Origin of the sequence: Chlamydia sp. 17-3921 (assembly GCF_902705545.1) — a bacterium.
In the GTDB taxonomy this organism is placed as follows: domain Bacteria; phylum Chlamydiota; class Chlamydiia; order Chlamydiales; family Chlamydiaceae; genus Chlamydia.
On the sequence record NZ_CACSHH010000015.1, the window covers coordinates 151,764 to 168,281 of the forward strand.

A 16,518-nucleotide genomic window follows, 5' to 3' on the forward strand; every position below is an offset into this window, starting at 1 on the left:
TTAGAGATATTTATTAACAAAATGGTTATACCCACATTTTCAAATTCTAGAACAAATTCTCCTACACCGTCTTTAATTTTAGATTCTTTTTCGGAAACATGTTCTCAAGAAACTTCTCTAATTTCTCAAAAAGAAACCTCTCTAGACTTCTCTAAACGGCTTTCTCCGCTTCCAGCAATAGCTTCTCTTCCTAAAGAACCTTACAATTTACCTAATACATGTATAGGACGCTTGCGTAGCGTAGCTGAAAAGATCAATCGATTCTTACGTGATAACTGGAAATATATCCTATTATATCTACTTGCATGGGCTTTAATTGTTGCTTGTCATCACACAGTGGCCATTACTCTAACCATTTGGCTTGGTATAGGACTCGGCCTGGGTGTTATTTTTGGTGTTTTTAGTGCCAATTTCTTAGATAGAGAAAACAAGCATTCGAATATGAATAGTTTATGGAATCTCATGAACTATGGACTCCAACAATTGGACCCTAACGGAACTCGGCAAATTTTGCTAGCTACGATAATAGCTTCAATTTCTGCATTAATTTATGCTATCCCACAAGCTGTTGGAGTTGTTATAGGTTTCTGTATAGGAAACCAAATTAGCATCACAGCAACCTACGGCATACGTTTTGGAGATGAAGCAAATTATGTTGCAGATGCAAAAGTTCATCAAAAAAAACTAGAGAAAATTCAGAGAGCAATTAATGAGCGTCAACTATTAAAATTACAACTCATCATGCAAAAACAAATTCTAACACTTGTTGAAAAAAGTTCCCTCGAAGTTGAAAAAACAGAACTTAAGAATTCTCTGAATCTTTTACGACTAGAAATGAATACTCCTCTCCCCCATATTTTTAATTTACCTCCAGCAGAATCTTCTGCAACTAATTTACTTGAAAATTTGGATACTCTAATAGCAAAAACCAATCTACAACTATTAGCATTATCTCGACAGCAACTACACCTTAAACAAGAGCCTGGCCGCGTCATGGAGTAACTTTGGAACCGGTTTGTCCCCTTCAACATGCAGGATGTTTAAAAAAACAACACAAGATAACTCAAAGGTTGTTTCCAGACTCTTTTCATAAAGATATTCTTTATCAAAAATTAATGGATAAAACACCTCACCAAGATTTATTTGATAAAACACAACTTTTAAAAGAGAATCTTGTTATAGGTTGTCAAAGCGATCTTTATCTTTATGAAAGATATCAAGATGGGCGCTTATTTTTTTTTTCTTACACTGAAGCATTAATTTCTGCAGGAATCGCCTCTTTATTTTGTGAGGTTTATTCAGGAGAAACTCCCGTTACTATTCTTACTTGTAAGCCAGAATTTTTTCAGCAACTTAGCCAATACCTGTCTTTTGGTAGAGTTAATGGAGGAGAAGCCTTGTATATGAAAATGAAACAACTCTCGATTCGTTACTTAAAGACGTCCTTATAACGAGTTAAAAAAGGATACCTCTTGCTTATCTAAGAAAACCTGTGATAGTATATCCTATTTCTCGGGGCAGTAGCTCAGCGGTTAGAGCAGCGGACTCATAACCCGTCGGTCGCAGGTTCAAACCCTGCCTGCCCCATTCTTTTAAATGACATACAAAAAGTTCTATCTATTCCTAAGAAAATACAAATTTTCCTTATCTAGACTAAGATTGTGAAATTTGTTTTATTATCTACGATGCCGATTTAATCTTACAGAATTCACCATAACTCCGATTGTGGTACAAATCACAATAATTCCCAATATGAGAGAGATCGTTGCAGAAAGCCCAAACCAATCTCCTGTTCTCCATGCAACAGCAGGATCCCTTAAAATTTCTGGATCAAAGATCTCTGTCCTATTTGAAGCTTGTCCTGTTGCATTAAGATATGCTGCTCTTTGCCCTGTGGATAATGGGCTAGAAATAGAACAGGCATTTAACACTCCTGCACCAATTCCTGCAACAACTCCTGCTAGCATATTAGGAAGAGCTTCTGCCACTCTACGTCTTCCTGCATCAGCAACACGTAACACAATGCTCCTTCCATCACCACGATGCATGTATTCAGGATCATTCATAACTCTTAACCCAAATCTTTGAGCTCTTAAACGCAAATGAGTTAAAAATGTATTCCCAAAAGCTAAAAACACCCAAGTGCCACTCATCACTGAGCCACCAATATAAATAGCTTGTAACAAAGGAATTGGTCTTTGCATTCTCTGCATGTAGTTCATGCTTTCTGCGGCAGAGATTAATAGTATCGGACATGTAAGAGTTCGAGCAATTAAGCGAAAACGTCTCCAACCGAATCTTAAACTCCTAGGATTTGTCAAAAGCAAAGTAAATCTTTGTAAAAGATTTAAGAGATACCCGGTATGTGATACCCAATAAAAATATTGATCTTCAGGAAACAATATACTGCGAACAAAGACGTCTTGCATCAAAGCAACAATACTAGGAATAAGAAATATTCCTGTTAGAACTGTATCGGGTAAAGTAGAAGGAGAAGCGTTCACAATAGCTTCGTGAGTAGTACGAGTATTATACAAATATTCACTTTCTGCGAAGACATTCATATCACTCCCAATTTGTATCAACGCCATAGCAACAGCAGGATCTGTAGTCTCATGACCTGCATTTAATTGAGAAGGATCTTGCATACCTAAAACATATTGATATGAGGGACATCTCAAACCTGGAGTAGAAATACTTTCTGCTCCAGAAGAATACCCTAAAGTACGAACATTATTAGCATGACTATAACCATAACGATCTCGTAAAGTCAGTACATCTCCGGTCACTCGAAAATGATATACATTTTGATGACCTACAACATATGTTGTTGGAGCTATGCCTATACAATCTACACGCTCAGCATAAGGAGAATGATCCAAAACCTGTTGAATAAAAATCCCTCCATCACCAAAAAAGATGAGGGTATACCTTCGTCTTTCATTTTCTGGGTGAGAAAAAAATGCTCGCAAAATCTCAAATAAAGAACGACATAAAGGATTCAAAGGACTTGTTGTATAGCGCCTATTAAGCAATCCTTCTGCAGAAATCCCTCTCCCAGAATTATACAACACTCTTACAGGCTCACCATTTCGAATCTCACTGATATGCATACCTTCAGTTTGAGCTTCTATTCGCGTCTGCCAACTTCCATTAATGTAGGTTATTGGAATCAAATAGTCTGCAGGATCGGGTCGCTCGGAATCACTTATGCATATAACCCCCCCCCCCCCCCCAATATCTTCATTATCAATAAGATCTTCTATGGATCCTTGGGGTATACTTTCTCCACTTACAGAACTTAAAATAATAGATTCTACAAGAGAAGAAGTAGCAGCAGCTGCAGGATTTACGGAAGATTGCCCAGATGGATTATCTTCTGAATTCGATTCAGATGTTTCTATTTCTTGTAAGGGAATTTGAACTGGCGTAACCATAGTATCTCCTTCTATTCAAATGAGATCTATAAAAAGCTTTCTACTTTTTTTCCTTGATCTCACTTTAAAAAACATCAACGAATATACTCATCCTAAAAAGAAAAAAAGAAAAGCATAACGAAGAGTTTTCCGCGTTATGCTTTTCTTTCATATGAATCTGATAATTATATTATAGATACCGATATTCTGCTCTTACTTAAGTTTCTTAGGAAACTGTAAGAACAAATGAATACTACATCAATTTACTGATGATAATGCTTCTCGAGCATACTTTTCTTTTTCCCAAGCTAGTTTTTTATCAGCATATTCTTTTTTCCACACAAGTAAGTCTTTTCTAAACTCTAGTTCTCGTTCACGGATATCTAATTCTCTATTAGCGTAATCTATTTCTTTGGAATGTTTACTATGTTTCCAAAACTGAGAAATTTCATCGAGTTTTTGCAAAAATTTTTCTGAAAGGTTTGTCTCATTGGTGACTTCGTCTTCAGTGACATTTATTTTTGAAAAAATCTTTTCACAAGAATTAATAAATTTTTGCCCAGAAGGTAAACAGGCGAGAACTTCAAAGATATGCTTATTATCACAATTGTCTTCTTGATATAAAGCTATAAGCTCTTCACATAATCCCTGTCCATCTTCTGATAGAGTTAAGAACAGGGTATCTAACCCTATATTTTCTTCACAATTAACTTGAGTTGGAGCAGCTTTTTGATGAAAGTTTTCTTCTAAAAACTCCTCCTCTCCAAAAATTGAAAAAACAGGAAAAACAGAACTTAAAATAAAACTAAATATAAAAAAATTTTTAATCATAAACTAATTTTCACAAAAAAATAACAAGTTAGAAATCGAAAACGATACAAAGGTATATAAAAAAGAAAATAAATAAGAAAGCAAAAAATAGTCGTTGTATTAGGAAAGAAATTAAGTTTTTTCCTTGAATTTTTTAAAAACTTAACTTGCCACCAAGATTCGCATTATAATTACGTGAAGAACCTCGTAATTCAAAAGCAAATTGACTAAATAATTCAAAGTTAGAATTAAATTTATAATAATTTTCAGCTCGAATAACTATTGCTTGGTGGGCTAAGTTTGCAGCATAAGTAGTCCAAGAATCTCCGCTAATCAACAATGTCGTTGCACAATTAGGATTACGACGAAACATGTCAACTACATACATCACAGTAATATCGTAAACTGAAGGATTTATCTCAGATTCTTTTTGCAAAGATACCCCTATAGGGAGAGAGAGGTTTGCTAAATCACTACTACCAAAGTGTCGAGCTTCTATACTATGCTCTCTAAAACTTTGCTGCCGAGCATATACAAATTGTAGCTTTATAAAAGGCGCAACCTCATGAAATAGATGAGGTTGTGAAAGATTAAATAGAGAACTTCCTCCCAAAGTACAAGCGAGACAATCATTTCCCCATGAACCTCTGACTTTCTCTCTCGTTGAATATAGGGTATTCATTCTATTACTTGTGTGCAAGTAACTTAGATGTCCTGAAAAAACTATAGGGAATTCATCAACAAAGGATATAAATTTTGGGTGAGAAAAGAATCTTGTACGCTCATAATACAAAGACCCTCCATAAACCGTCCCTTGGTTTTTTGTCGAAACATAATCCTTATCTCTTCCAAAAAGCTGACAAAAGGCTATTCTGAAAACATCATCAGAGAAAATCTGTCGTCTACCAGCACCCAGTACATAACCTGCTGCAATATGCCTAAAGCCTAAACGAGATTTTGTCTTATCTTTATGCATGAAGTTTGATAAACCAGTTCCCCAAAACACTGACCTCTCAAGCTCAGCATTAGTACTATTCTCCATTAACTGCTGAAAAGAACATACGTCAGAAAACGCTGCCCATAAGCTATTGGGAACTAAAAATCCTTTTCTTGTAGGATTTGCTATATAACCGGTCTTTGTCCAAGTAATTTTAGCTACAGACTCTGTAGTAGCCGTATCCGACCAAGAAATGTTCCATAATCCTTGATATCCATAATGTGCTGTTGGAAATTCTATAAGAGTAGCAGGCACATTTGTATGCACGACTGTTCCTGTAGCTTTCAAATTCAATAATGAAAGATCTAAAGTTTCCCGAAAATCATGGTTCTCATAACATAAACTTGTAGGATCTATAAGATCAATGGGACCAGCAATTGTTAAATTCTTGCTAGTATTCTTTACCTCTATTTTAGCAGGACCTACGCTTAAAGAATTTAAGTCGAGAGCTAAACGCGTTAAAGTAATATCATCATTGGATGATAAAGTCGTCCCTCCCTCCATAAGAAGAAGAGATTTCTGAGTTTGAGTAAACTCTTCAGTTATCAGATTAATTCCAGATTTTAAAGACAAAGTCCCTGCAACTAGAGCAACAGGTTGCTTTATTGTAGAACTTACGTTATCAGTATGCTTAGCTTCCTCAGCAGTCAGCTTCTCTCCAGAAAAAACAATAGTTCCTTTATATCTTGTTGTTTCTGTAGTATCAGGAGCATTGATAGTTAAAGTTGTAATTGGGAGTGATGTTGATCCATTTTCAAAAGTAATAGGATCATAAAAAAAGATAGAACAACCTTCTATAGCACGTAAGTTCGTGATTTTCCCATTAGCACCAATACTAATTGCATTTCTTATTCTTTTTGTTACTCCACTATTATCTGTCGTGACTACTGTATTACCTTCAAAAGTAATATTTCCAACATCTGCGGACAAACTCAGTTCTCCTCCGGATTCTATCGCAATAGCTCCCCCTCTTGTAGCTGCGTCTCCTACAGCAAAATTATTTTTAAAAACTGTGGAGCCTCCTGAAGAAAGATCTAACTTTTTAACAAAAATCGCTCCTCCACTTGCAGTAGAGGAATTTTCAGAAAAAATTAAACTCTTATTACCAGAAAAAATTAAAGTTGGGATTGAAGCTGATGCTGTTGCTTCTGTAGTAGTTTTATATCCACAAATAGCCCCTCCGAGCTTTCTTCTCGCAGAGGTTGCTGATGTTCCTATTACACTATTTTTTAAAAAAGACACAGAAGCGTTATCTTTTATTATCAAATTGCCTTTTGTAAATAAAGCTGCTCCAGATGCTTCCGAAGAATTATTAGAAAATATCAATGTACCAGTATTTTTAGACAAAATAATTGCATCTGGAGCAAAGATTGCTCCACCTCTTTTATTTGATCTATTTTGGTCAAATAAAACAGATTCGGTAGATCCTGTTAAAGACAAGCTTTTTGCTTTAATAGCCCCGCCATTCTCTTTTGAAAAATTTTTTTGAAAAATTATTTGAGAATTTTCAGACAAAATCAAAGTGTCTGCAACATTTAGAGTACCTTGTCCTGTTGTGAGTACTTCAGAGGGAGACCGGATAAAAGAAAGTAAAGAAAATCCTGATAAAGATACTGTTTTACCTACTGCTGTACTCCTAATCACAGAGGGAATCAAAGAAAAATTAAGATCTTTACATAAGAAAGCAAACCCATTTCCTTGAAACGTCAATGTCCCCACAGTATTGTTAAAACAGGTTGCTGTGGCTCCAACTTCTAAAGAAGTTGGAACATTAATTATTGAAATAGAATCTTTAAAAACATATGTAGTTCCTTCAACTTCAGAGGAAATCTTTGAAAAAAAACTTCCTCCTCTAGAACCATCGAAGCTATCTCTTGAAGTTAAATCTATCTGTGTTGAAGTAGCGAATAGGGAAGAAGAAAAGGTTAAAGCTAATGAAAAAATCGGCCAACGAAAATAGGTTTTCATTTCTATACTTTACTAGGACAAACTATCTTGTTTCATATAGAAAGAAAACAAAGAAAGCAAGACCTGGACTTCAGATCTTGCTTTTTGAAAAACACTATAATGCTAGTTTTTTAGAAAGTTATCTAAAAGTGTATTTTGCATCCAATATCTAACGTATAATTACGGGAAGAACTTCGCCATTCAAAAGCAGTTTGGCTGAAGAATTCTGAATGACTATTAAAGGAATAGTGATTCGTCATACTCAATGCCAAAGCATGCCTTGATAAGTTCGTAGCTAGACTATCCCAAGATACGTTATTCACAAGTAAGGTCGTAGTACAATCTGGAGTACTTCGAATAATATCGGGAATATAAGTAACACTGATGTCATAGGCAAAAGTTTCTTCTTTTGAAAGTTTTTCAAATTTCAAACCCATAGGTAAAGAGAAACAAGTCAAATGACTATCATCAAAGCGTCTAGCTTCAGTGCCTTTTTCTTTAAAACCATTTTGACGATTATAGATAAGTTGTGCACGAGCAAAAGGAGAAAACCCTTGGAAGATTCTACCATTTTCTGAAATGAAAATAGGTACACTCGCCCCACCTTCTAAAGCAATATTATGATTTTTCCAGTTTCCTTTTGTCTGAGGAAAATGCGTATATGAGGTTTTTAAAGAGTTATGAGCTTGACCATAGGTCAGTTGACTCTCCAAAATCATAGGGAAATTTCCAGGAACTCTTACAAAGCGAATTTTTTTTCTAGCCCCTGAAGATACCCAATAGATAAAATTATCCAAATAAGCGATATGTTGAATTAAGAGAGATCCTGAATACATTCTCCCGTTTATTTTAGAAGCAAGATAGTCTTTTTCTCTGCAGAAAAGTTCTGAAAATGCAATACTAACAAGATTTCCTTCTAAAGTTTCTTTACTAGTTCCTAAAGCATACCCTGTACTGATATGACGGAAGCCTTTTCTAGATGCTGTTTTATCCTTGTGAAAGAAATTCCCAAGGGCAGCGAACCAAAATCCTCTATGAGGCTGCAAACTATCAGCATGAGCAGACATCAGTTGGTGTAAGGAACGTAAATCTACACAAGCCCCCCATAAGCTATTAGGAACTAGCGATCCAACTCGCTCGGGGTTTGGATTATAACCTGTTTGCGTCCACTTAACTGTAGCAGTTTTTGTTTTTGGCGTAGTTGCTCCTGTAGAATCAGCCCAAGATAACTTCCATGTTCCTTGATAACCATAGTGAGGAGCAATAACAGGAGCATCAGGAACATCTGTTAGTGTAATCGTTCCCCCCGTCCCTTTATTAGACAATTGCAATAAAGAATAGGTCTTTTCAGTGAACAAATCATGATTTTCATAAAACAAATTTTCGCTATCAATAAAAGTTATAGGCCCACGAAGAGTTATTGTTTTATTATCGGCAGATGTTTTTATAACTGCAGATTTAGTCGTTCCTTCGAGAGAGTTGATATTGATTGCCACTTTATTCAAATTAATATCTTTTGCTTCTGCTTCTAAAGTTGTTCCTATATCTAAAACAACTTGAGAACCAGGTGTTTGTGTTATTTCTTGAGCTTTTACGGTAACACCGTCTTTTAAAACAAGAGTTCCTGAAGAGATATTAATAGCTTGTTTAAATATAGAAGTTAGATTATCCGAATTATTAGCTTCTGCCTTTGTCAGCTTTTCTCCGGAAAAAACAATAGTACCATTATAATTCGCTGAAGAAGTGGTATCAGCCTGATTAATATTTAAAGCTGGAGTCGCTGTTCCGGTCATTGTAACGGGGTCATAAAAATAAATGGAGCGCCCTTCTAAAGCCCGTAAATTAGTGAACTTTCCATTATTATCGACATCAATAGCATTATGCTTCTTCGTTGTTGAATTAGTAATAACCATATTACCTGCAAATACGATATCTCCACCATTTGCAGTCAACCCGATTTCACCACTACTTTTGATTGCTATTGCGCCTCCCTTAGGAGTCGTTGTTGTTGTTACAGAGTTATCTAAAAATAATGTAGGACCACCGGAAGATAAAATAAGCTTGTCTGCATAAATAGCGCCACCACTCGTCTTTGACATATTGTTTAAGAAAGAAAGATTCTTATTTCCAATAATTGTCAGTAATGGAGTTGGAGTAGCTCCTTTACTACAATAAATAGCGCCTCCAGAAGCATCAGAGTTTCCTGTACAACTGTTGTTATTAAATATTACCTGGGAATTTCCACTAATAGTCGTATTCGCCTCAGAGAAAATCGCCCCTCCAAAACCCGTAGCAGAATTGCTAAGGAAATAGATAAGCCCACTATTAGCAGTAACGAACGTTTCTTTTGTAACAGCAATTGCACCCCCTTTTGAGGCTTTATTTTGATTGCAAGAAAAAGAATCGCGAGTACCTCTTATGATAAGAGCTTCTGCATTAATAGCTCCACCATTTTCTGATGATGTATTTTGATCAAAGAAGACTCCGTAATTTCCTTCAAAAATTAAGGAATCAATGGATTTTATAGCCCCCTTTTGAGCCGTTAAAGTAAAAAAGAGTTTGGAAAATCCAGAAAATAGCAATGTCTGTTTCGCAGCATTGACAGCAGCTCCAACTGCAGAAGTTTTCAAATTTATAAAAGAAAGAGAATGCCAATTACCTAAAAACGTTGTATTCCCTTCATTATTTTGAAAACAACTTGTCGTCGCTACAACAGTCGGAGATCCTATATTCGCAATCGAGACATCTCGTTCTAAATTATACACTACTCCTGATGCATCATCTGTTATTTTTGAAAAGCTTGTTCCTCCGTTCAATCCATCGAAGCTCTCACCTAGGGGAGATGTAATAGCAGCGTTCAAAGAAAAAGGGAAAACGAAAGAGGATGTGATTAAAAATTGATAGAGGAGAGACTTCATCGTATGAGTTCTTGAATAAAATAAAAACTTATACATGACATACAAAAGGGTTATAAATAAATCAAGGGAAACACGAATGAAGAGCTTCTCTCATAGTTTTATTCAAAAAGGAAGAATAAAAAACCTTTCCTTCTCTTAAAAGGAAAGGTTTAAATAGTTTAAACACAACCGTTAAACAACTGCTAAAAAGCCCATTCTGAAGCAAAACGGATATTTACAGGATAAGAGGTTTTACTATAGACAGAATCCTTCCCTTTTAGATTTCTTCGAGATCCTAAAGAGAATAAAAATTCACACTGAGGAGCTTTTAATATTTGTCCACGATAAGCAAAATGCACATCAGTTTTAACAAGAGGATCCCATTCCGTAGGAGACACTATAGATAATATTTCACCCCTATAAACAATGACACTGTCAGAGAAATTACGTTTCATTCCTATAGTTATAACCCCTTCTAAAGAGAAGACGTTGTTTCTGTTATTTTCATCTAAGAAAAACTCTATACCAGAACCTATGGGAAGATCTATAGCACGGAAAAATGAAGAAGAAAACGCACGCCCATATCCTACCGAAGATTCTATAAAAGGCTTTTGAGAAGTTCTTATCGCTTGAAGTTTTATATGTCCTATTCCTGCTATACGAGGAAAGAATGGAGTTATCGTTTGTGCATGCAGACCAACTTCAGCAAGAGCACCCAAACTTGTCCAATCCCCTACATTGTCGCGCAGAGTGGAATACTCATTAGAAATTACGTTCAAATAACGACAATAAACAACTTTTCCAAAAATAGAGACATTAGTGGCACTTAAATCTTCAGAATAAAGTTCAATAAACGGACATTCCCCTCCTAAGGAGAAATAGTATGCTATGGAAAGCAGTCTAGATCTATACTCCATATCATGTGACGCACCAGTAAGCAGTCCTCCAGAGCATCCCCAAATAGTATCAGGAAACGCAGGCAAGCTAAAAACAGATCCCAATTCTACACCAAGACCTGTTTGTACATACTCTTCATGTCTAAAGTTTTGAGCATGAGCAGTATGATAAATACTGGTACTACAGCCATTTTGATTTAATAATATCTGATCTAAATTACGGCTAATAACAAACATATCCGTAATAGTATCTTGTAGACGAAGGCCTACTAAGAAAGCTTTATAGTAAGGATTGTTCTCTCTCGGGTGACGATCAATAAGTACTAACATATTTTGAGTTGGTGTCTGCAAACGTTCAACGCTATTAGAACTTGGAAATGGACAAGAAACACCCTGCGCAAAAGAAACAATATGTGTTAAAGAAAAAATTAATAAACAATAAATAAAAGAACGCATCATAAACTTTTGGATAAAAACAATTAACGAAGAAAAGCTACAAAACTGCATCAAATCTTGCAATATACTTTTCAAAAACAAAATTATTTTTAAAAACTTAATTTTCTACTTATTTGCTTTTGAAAGAGTAGTAGGAAGGCTATTTTCATTTCGAAAATAAGGACAAAAACATGTGCATTTTTCTTAAGAAAAAGAGAATTATCTTTTCTTTTGATAATGACGATAATGCAAATCAGAGATCAGAGGAAGACAGATGAATTGAACAAAACTTGTCGCGGTCAAATAAATCATAGAAAAAAATAAGAAAGCGCAATGAAGAACAAAAGCTATCACACGATAATAACAACTATGCGTTTTCCCTAATGTATTTAAAAATAACCAAAACCAATCTAAAAATCGAAGTAAACATTTTTTTGCTAAAGGAGAGATTTGTATTTGGGTGCACTTTTGTATAGGAGAAACAGGAATAATCTTATATTCTGAAGAGCAAGGGTTATTCGGTAGCATAAACAATTACAAATAGCGCTTCTTAAGTAAGCAAAAACTACCCACAACACCGTTTAAAATCAAGATCTTGCAACACAAAAAAGCTCTTCCTGCTATTTTGCAAGAGAAAAATCCTTCCAACAACGCATTTTTTCTATAATACTACCAAGAGACCTCTCTTGAGAAAAATCCCTTAAAGACAAAGGAGGGCGCACTGTAGGACTTGTTATATAACCTAAATGAGCAAGCATATATTTTATGGGAAGAGGATTTGTTGCTTGAGACAACCACGAGCATAGTTCCTGCCACAAAGCATGTGGATGAGGATTCTGAACATAATTATGTGTTTCCCGAGCCCAAGCATTTGCTGCTACAGAAATTAATCCGTAAGATCCGCCTGCAGCCATTTCTGGCCATAAACTATCATCTCCACAAAAAATTTTAAGATGAGAAGCGCACTCTTGATAGCGTTTGAAGCTCTCCAAAGAACCTCCACTATCTTTCACTCCAAAGAAACACTCATGATCTGCTAAAGCCTGTACAGTTTCTATATAGAGAGGGGTTCCTGCACGAGAAGGGATATTATATAAAATTGCTGAGCGTTTTGCTTTGTTCAAAAGAGCTTCGAACCATAGCGTCTGACCATGAAATCCTGGTTTTGCATAAATTGGACTCGTCATCAAAAACCCAGAAATAGGAAAAGAGTTGCACAACTCTATCCAATCCAAGGCCTCTTGAAAAGAGGCTCCCGAAACCCCAACATATAAAGCACTTTGAAGATTCAAACTACAAACAAAATCTAATATCTGTTGCTTTTCTTCCAAAGATAAAGAGAGACTTTCTCCCGTACTTCCTAAAAGAACGATACCATTATTAGCAAAATCTTGAAGTCGTAAAATCCGTTCCAAACTTACAAAATCTATTCGAAAGTCTGAGAAAAAAGGTGTTATAACAGCGGTCAGTAGGCGCATCTATCCCTCACTAAATTACAAGTTCTGTTTTACATAATCATTATGCAACTGTTCTATAATACTTTCTGCAAACTGCATAGAGACAACAAAACTCAAAGTCTTAGCACTTTGACAACAACAAAAAACAGGCCCTGGCTGAACCTTTAGCTTTTCTGTTATTGTTGAGATTATTTGAGGAGAAGAAAGGCCGGAGCCTACCATTGTGATCAAAGCTAAATCATGATAAAGTCTCACAATACCCACTGTGGAAAGCGTATTCAGAAGACATTGCTGTTGCTCTTGAGAAACATCATCATCATCTAAAACAAATGCGACAATGTTATCTTGAGTCGTCATTAATACAGGAAAAATCCCGAAAGATTGAAATTTTTGAAGAATATCATCAAGTCCCCTACACCCTAAGAAACTATAATCTATAGAGCAAAGACTCTGATTTTGACGTAGCGAAAGAGCCTTGATTCTAGACTTACAGTTGACCTCTTTATCTGTAGCATAAATCCAAGTTCCTCCTTTAGAAGGATTAAAGGTTGAAGTAACAAAAATAGGAATTCCAGCTCGCATACAAGGGGAAAGCATAGGAGCATAAAGAACCTTAGCACCAAAATGAGCGAGATCTTTCATCTCTTCAAAACTTAATTCTGGGATTCTTTGGGCTTTTTCTATAATTTTGGGATCCATAGTGTAGATTCCATCCACATCTGTATAAATGCGCACTTCATTCGCATCACAAATTTCTGCGAGTAAGGCTGCAGTATAATCACTTCCTCCACGACCTAACACTGTAGTATCCCCAGAACGACTAGCTCCAATAAAACCTTGAGTAATGTAGCTAGTTTCCAAAGATAATTTTTTCTTTTCCCATGATTTTTTCATAAGGGTAAGATTTGGGGTCGCTCGATTATAATTATTATCCGTTAAGATAATTTCTCGAGCTTCTAAAAATTGGATATTTAAGGAGCGATTAAGACACACAGCCTGAACTAGGGACGCAGAAAGATCTTCTCCTAAAGCAAGAATATTAGCTTTATCTACGGCAGACAAGTGATGTTTATGCACATAGGGAAGCAAACGCGATGTCCATGAAACAACGGGAAAAGCTATATTTAAATCTCTAACTATAGTCTCGTGTTTCTTTTTAAGCTCTTCCAAAAGAGATTGACGCTCTATTTCGGATCTAGAACAAAAACTTTCTAACATGTCTGTGACTCCTGCGATGGCGCTCACGACAACAAAATTCGGTTTATCTTTGTGGATAATATCACAAACAGCCCGAATACATTCTGCAGATCCTAAACTCGTTCCTCCAAACTTATAAACTATCGAAGGCATACTCCATCCCTAAGATAGTGTTGGCGATAGCTTTCCATATTCGCAAGTAAAGCTCCAGCAGCTCCACGAACAAGATTATGTATTAAAACATTCATTTTGACTGTACATGCGTCTCCTCCATAGGTAATAGGTCCAATATGCACTCTCATATCATCGTGAGTCAGGTGTTTGCGTGCTTGAGGAAACCAAGGATCATCATATAAACAATATGTCTTAGGAAATTCTTGATTCTTCTTTTGGTAACATAAAATAATCTCTTCTATATCTACAGGTTGAACAAAAGATACATGTAAAGACAGCATATGACCATACACTACGGGCACACGATGTACGGTTACTGAAAGCTTGCAAGTTAAAGGTTGTGTAATTGTTCCAAGAATTTTTTGAGTTTCACGAAGAATTTTTTCTTCTTCACCAACAATGTGAGGAATTGTATTAGAAAGAAGGTCCGTAGAAGGCACTCCAGGATAGCCTGCACCACTTGCGGATTGTAAAGTAACAACATGTATATGATCTAAGCCAAAGATAAGTAAAGGAGCAAGAGCAAGAGCAACTCCAGAGACACAACAATTAGAATTTGTGATAATCTTTCCTGGGAAAGTCTGCTTATCGATAAGAGACATATGATCCTTGTTTATTTCGGGAATAAGAATCGGCACGAGGGGGTGCATTCGATAAGCTGAAGCATTTGAAAATACTACCTTTCCTTGAGATAAGCAATACGCTTCTAAGGATTCTGCTATACTTGCAGGAAGGAAAGAAACAATGACTTTAGCTTTTAATTCTTCGACTCTTTGTATAACTAATTCCCCCACAGATGGAGAAAGAGAAGCCAAAGGCTCTTGCCAAATACATACGGAATCGTAAGATCGCCCGTATTTTGCTTCTGAAGCAACGATTTCTGTAATTTTCCAATCTGTGCGTCTTTGTAATAGGGCTACAAATTTCTGACCCACAAGCCCTGTAGCGCCTAAAATAGCGACACGCATGATTTTCCATTTCCTCTTGTCTGAAGATTGTCTGATGGGGAGATATAGCGATAAGCTGTGTAAGAAACAGTAACAGCTAACAATTCCTCTGTGGCAATTACAAGAACCTATATTAATGATGTATTCTAATAACAGCTTACTTTTTTAAGCAAGGGATGTTGACAACCTTTGAAGAAAGCTTAAAAATGTCTTCTAGTCCATAAAGACCGGGTTTTGGCAACTCAGTTTTTAACCATTCTAAAATATGTAAAACACCGCGAGCAAAAACTTCTCGAGAAAATACGGTATGACGAAGAATTATGTGTTCTTCATCACTAATAAAAGAAATCTCATGCTCTCCTGGTATATCTCCTACACGAGATACATGCAGTTCGATTTTTTTCTCTGCCCCCTTTAATGCGTAATCTAATCCCCAAAACTCTTGTTTTGCTTTAGATACTACTGAAATCAAATCCTGAGCAGTTCCAGAAACAGTATCACGTTTATGCTTGTGATGAGTTTCACTAATACGGATATCATAACGATCATCCAGCCATTGTGAAAGAAGAGATGCCAATAATTTTTGAATTACAGCGCCAAGGCTCGTGTTGGGACACACAACAACAGGGACATATTGCGCAAGGTGTTTTAACTTCTTTTGTTTATTTCTACAGTCTCCAGGAAATCCAGAAGTACCGAGAATTACAGGCTTAGGAGAACAAAGTAAAGCATCCATTAAAAGATCTGTAAGTTCTGAAGAAGAGAAATCTACAAGAATATCATTATTTTCAATGACGTCTTGCAAAGAATATTCGTTATGACGAGAAAATCCTGGTCCTAAATCATAATGAGAATCCTTTTCCAATAGAGATGCTATACATCGACCCATTTTCCCTAAACATCCTATAAGACCTACACGCATCATTATCCCAGACAAAAGAAATGCATAGTACAATATGCATATAAAGAGATTCAATTTATCTTTGCAGAAAGCTTTGCTTGAAAATTATTTGCTTCTAAACGCCTTAGAAAAATTCAAAACATAGAACTTATGATAAGAATCGTCTTCTTATTGCATTTGACTAGTAAAATAATAAACAATAAAATCTCTAGTTATCTTAGGGGTTCCATTACACACTATCTAAATTATTCTCTTTTACCTATTGGCAGATAACCTTTAAAACTTTTTGTATTACAAGCAAGTTTTCTTAATGGTCAAACCCCAACCTTTGGACTATTCTTGAATAAATTTCTTAAACACCTACTCATAAGCATTAAAAGATTTAAATTAACAAATTCAAAGTCTGATTATCCTTAGTATTGTATTAATAAAAAAACTTCTCAT

At 35.8% G+C, this 16,518-nt stretch carries 12 protein-coding genes and 1 tRNA gene; 3 read left to right on the top strand and 10 right to left on the bottom strand.

Annotated features, from left to right (window positions below; genetic code table 11):
- Positions 1-21: 21 nt before the first annotated feature.
- From JMS40_RS04435 to JMS40_RS04445, 3 genes are all read left to right on the top strand, one after another.
- Positions 22-1,002 (top strand): hypothetical protein, encoded by a 981-nt coding sequence (locus JMS40_RS04435; protein ID WP_201457066.1) that lies wholly within the window; start codon positions 22-24, stop codon positions 1,000-1,002.
- Positions 1,003-1,004: 2 nt separating this feature from the next.
- Positions 1,005-1,451 (top strand): SufE family protein, encoded by a 447-nt coding sequence (locus JMS40_RS04440; protein ID WP_201457067.1) that lies wholly within the window; start codon positions 1,005-1,007, stop codon positions 1,449-1,451.
- Between the two features lie 63 nt (positions 1,452-1,514).
- Positions 1,515-1,587, top strand: a tRNA-Ile gene (locus JMS40_RS04445).
- 89 nt (positions 1,588-1,676) lie between these two features.
- Here JMS40_RS04445 and JMS40_RS04450 read toward each other — a convergent pair.
- The 10 genes from JMS40_RS04450 to JMS40_RS04495 all read right to left on the bottom strand — a co-directional run bounded on the left by JMS40_RS04450 (position 1,677) and on the right by JMS40_RS04495 (position 16,095).
- A complete protein-coding gene (locus tag JMS40_RS04450) occupies positions 1,677-3,437 on the bottom strand; it encodes a DUF687 family protein (RefSeq protein WP_201457068.1) in 1,761 nt (586 codons plus the stop codon).
- A 237-nt stretch (positions 3,438-3,674) separates the two neighbouring features.
- Positions 3,675-4,247 carry a hypothetical protein gene (locus JMS40_RS04455; protein WP_201457069.1) on the bottom strand — a complete coding sequence of 191 codons (573 nt, stop codon included), beginning with the start codon at positions 4,245-4,247 and terminating at the stop codon, positions 3,675-3,677.
- A 133-nt stretch (positions 4,248-4,380) separates the two neighbouring features.
- Positions 4,381-7,191, bottom strand: a complete 2,811-nt coding sequence (locus JMS40_RS04460; protein ID WP_236558952.1) for a polymorphic outer membrane protein middle domain-containing protein — start codon at positions 7,189-7,191, stop codon at positions 4,381-4,383.
- A 122-nt stretch (positions 7,192-7,313) separates the two neighbouring features.
- Positions 7,314-10,088 (bottom strand): polymorphic outer membrane protein middle domain-containing protein, encoded by a 2,775-nt coding sequence (locus JMS40_RS04465; protein ID WP_201457070.1) that lies wholly within the window; start codon positions 10,086-10,088, stop codon positions 7,314-7,316.
- A 182-nt stretch (positions 10,089-10,270) separates the two neighbouring features.
- Positions 10,271-11,422 carry a hypothetical protein gene (locus JMS40_RS04470; protein WP_201457071.1) on the bottom strand — a complete coding sequence of 384 codons (1,152 nt, stop codon included), beginning with the start codon at positions 11,420-11,422 and terminating at the stop codon, positions 10,271-10,273.
- 195 nt (positions 11,423-11,617) lie between these two features.
- Entirely contained in the window at positions 11,618-11,926 is a 309-nt protein-coding gene (locus tag JMS40_RS04475) for a hypothetical protein (RefSeq protein WP_201457072.1), read from the bottom strand.
- A gap of 92 nt (positions 11,927-12,018) precedes the next feature.
- Positions 12,019-12,876, bottom strand: a complete 858-nt coding sequence (gene dapA, locus JMS40_RS04480; protein ID WP_201457073.1) for a 4-hydroxy-tetrahydrodipicolinate synthase — start codon at positions 12,874-12,876, stop codon at positions 12,019-12,021.
- 15 nt (positions 12,877-12,891) lie between these two features.
- Positions 12,892-14,205 carry an aspartate kinase gene (locus JMS40_RS04485; protein WP_201457074.1) on the bottom strand — a complete coding sequence of 438 codons (1,314 nt, stop codon included), beginning with the start codon at positions 14,203-14,205 and terminating at the stop codon, positions 12,892-12,894.
- Positions 14,193-15,194, bottom strand: a complete 1,002-nt coding sequence (gene asd, locus JMS40_RS04490) for an aspartate-semialdehyde dehydrogenase (RefSeq protein ID WP_201457075.1) — start codon at positions 15,192-15,194, stop codon at positions 14,193-14,195. Before asd ends, JMS40_RS04485 begins: the two co-directional genes overlap by 13 nt.
- A gap of 136 nt (positions 15,195-15,330) precedes the next feature.
- Positions 15,331-16,095, bottom strand: a complete 765-nt coding sequence (locus JMS40_RS04495) for a 4-hydroxy-tetrahydrodipicolinate reductase (protein WP_201457102.1) — start codon at positions 16,093-16,095, stop codon at positions 15,331-15,333.
- Positions 16,096-16,518: the final 423 nt, after the last annotated feature.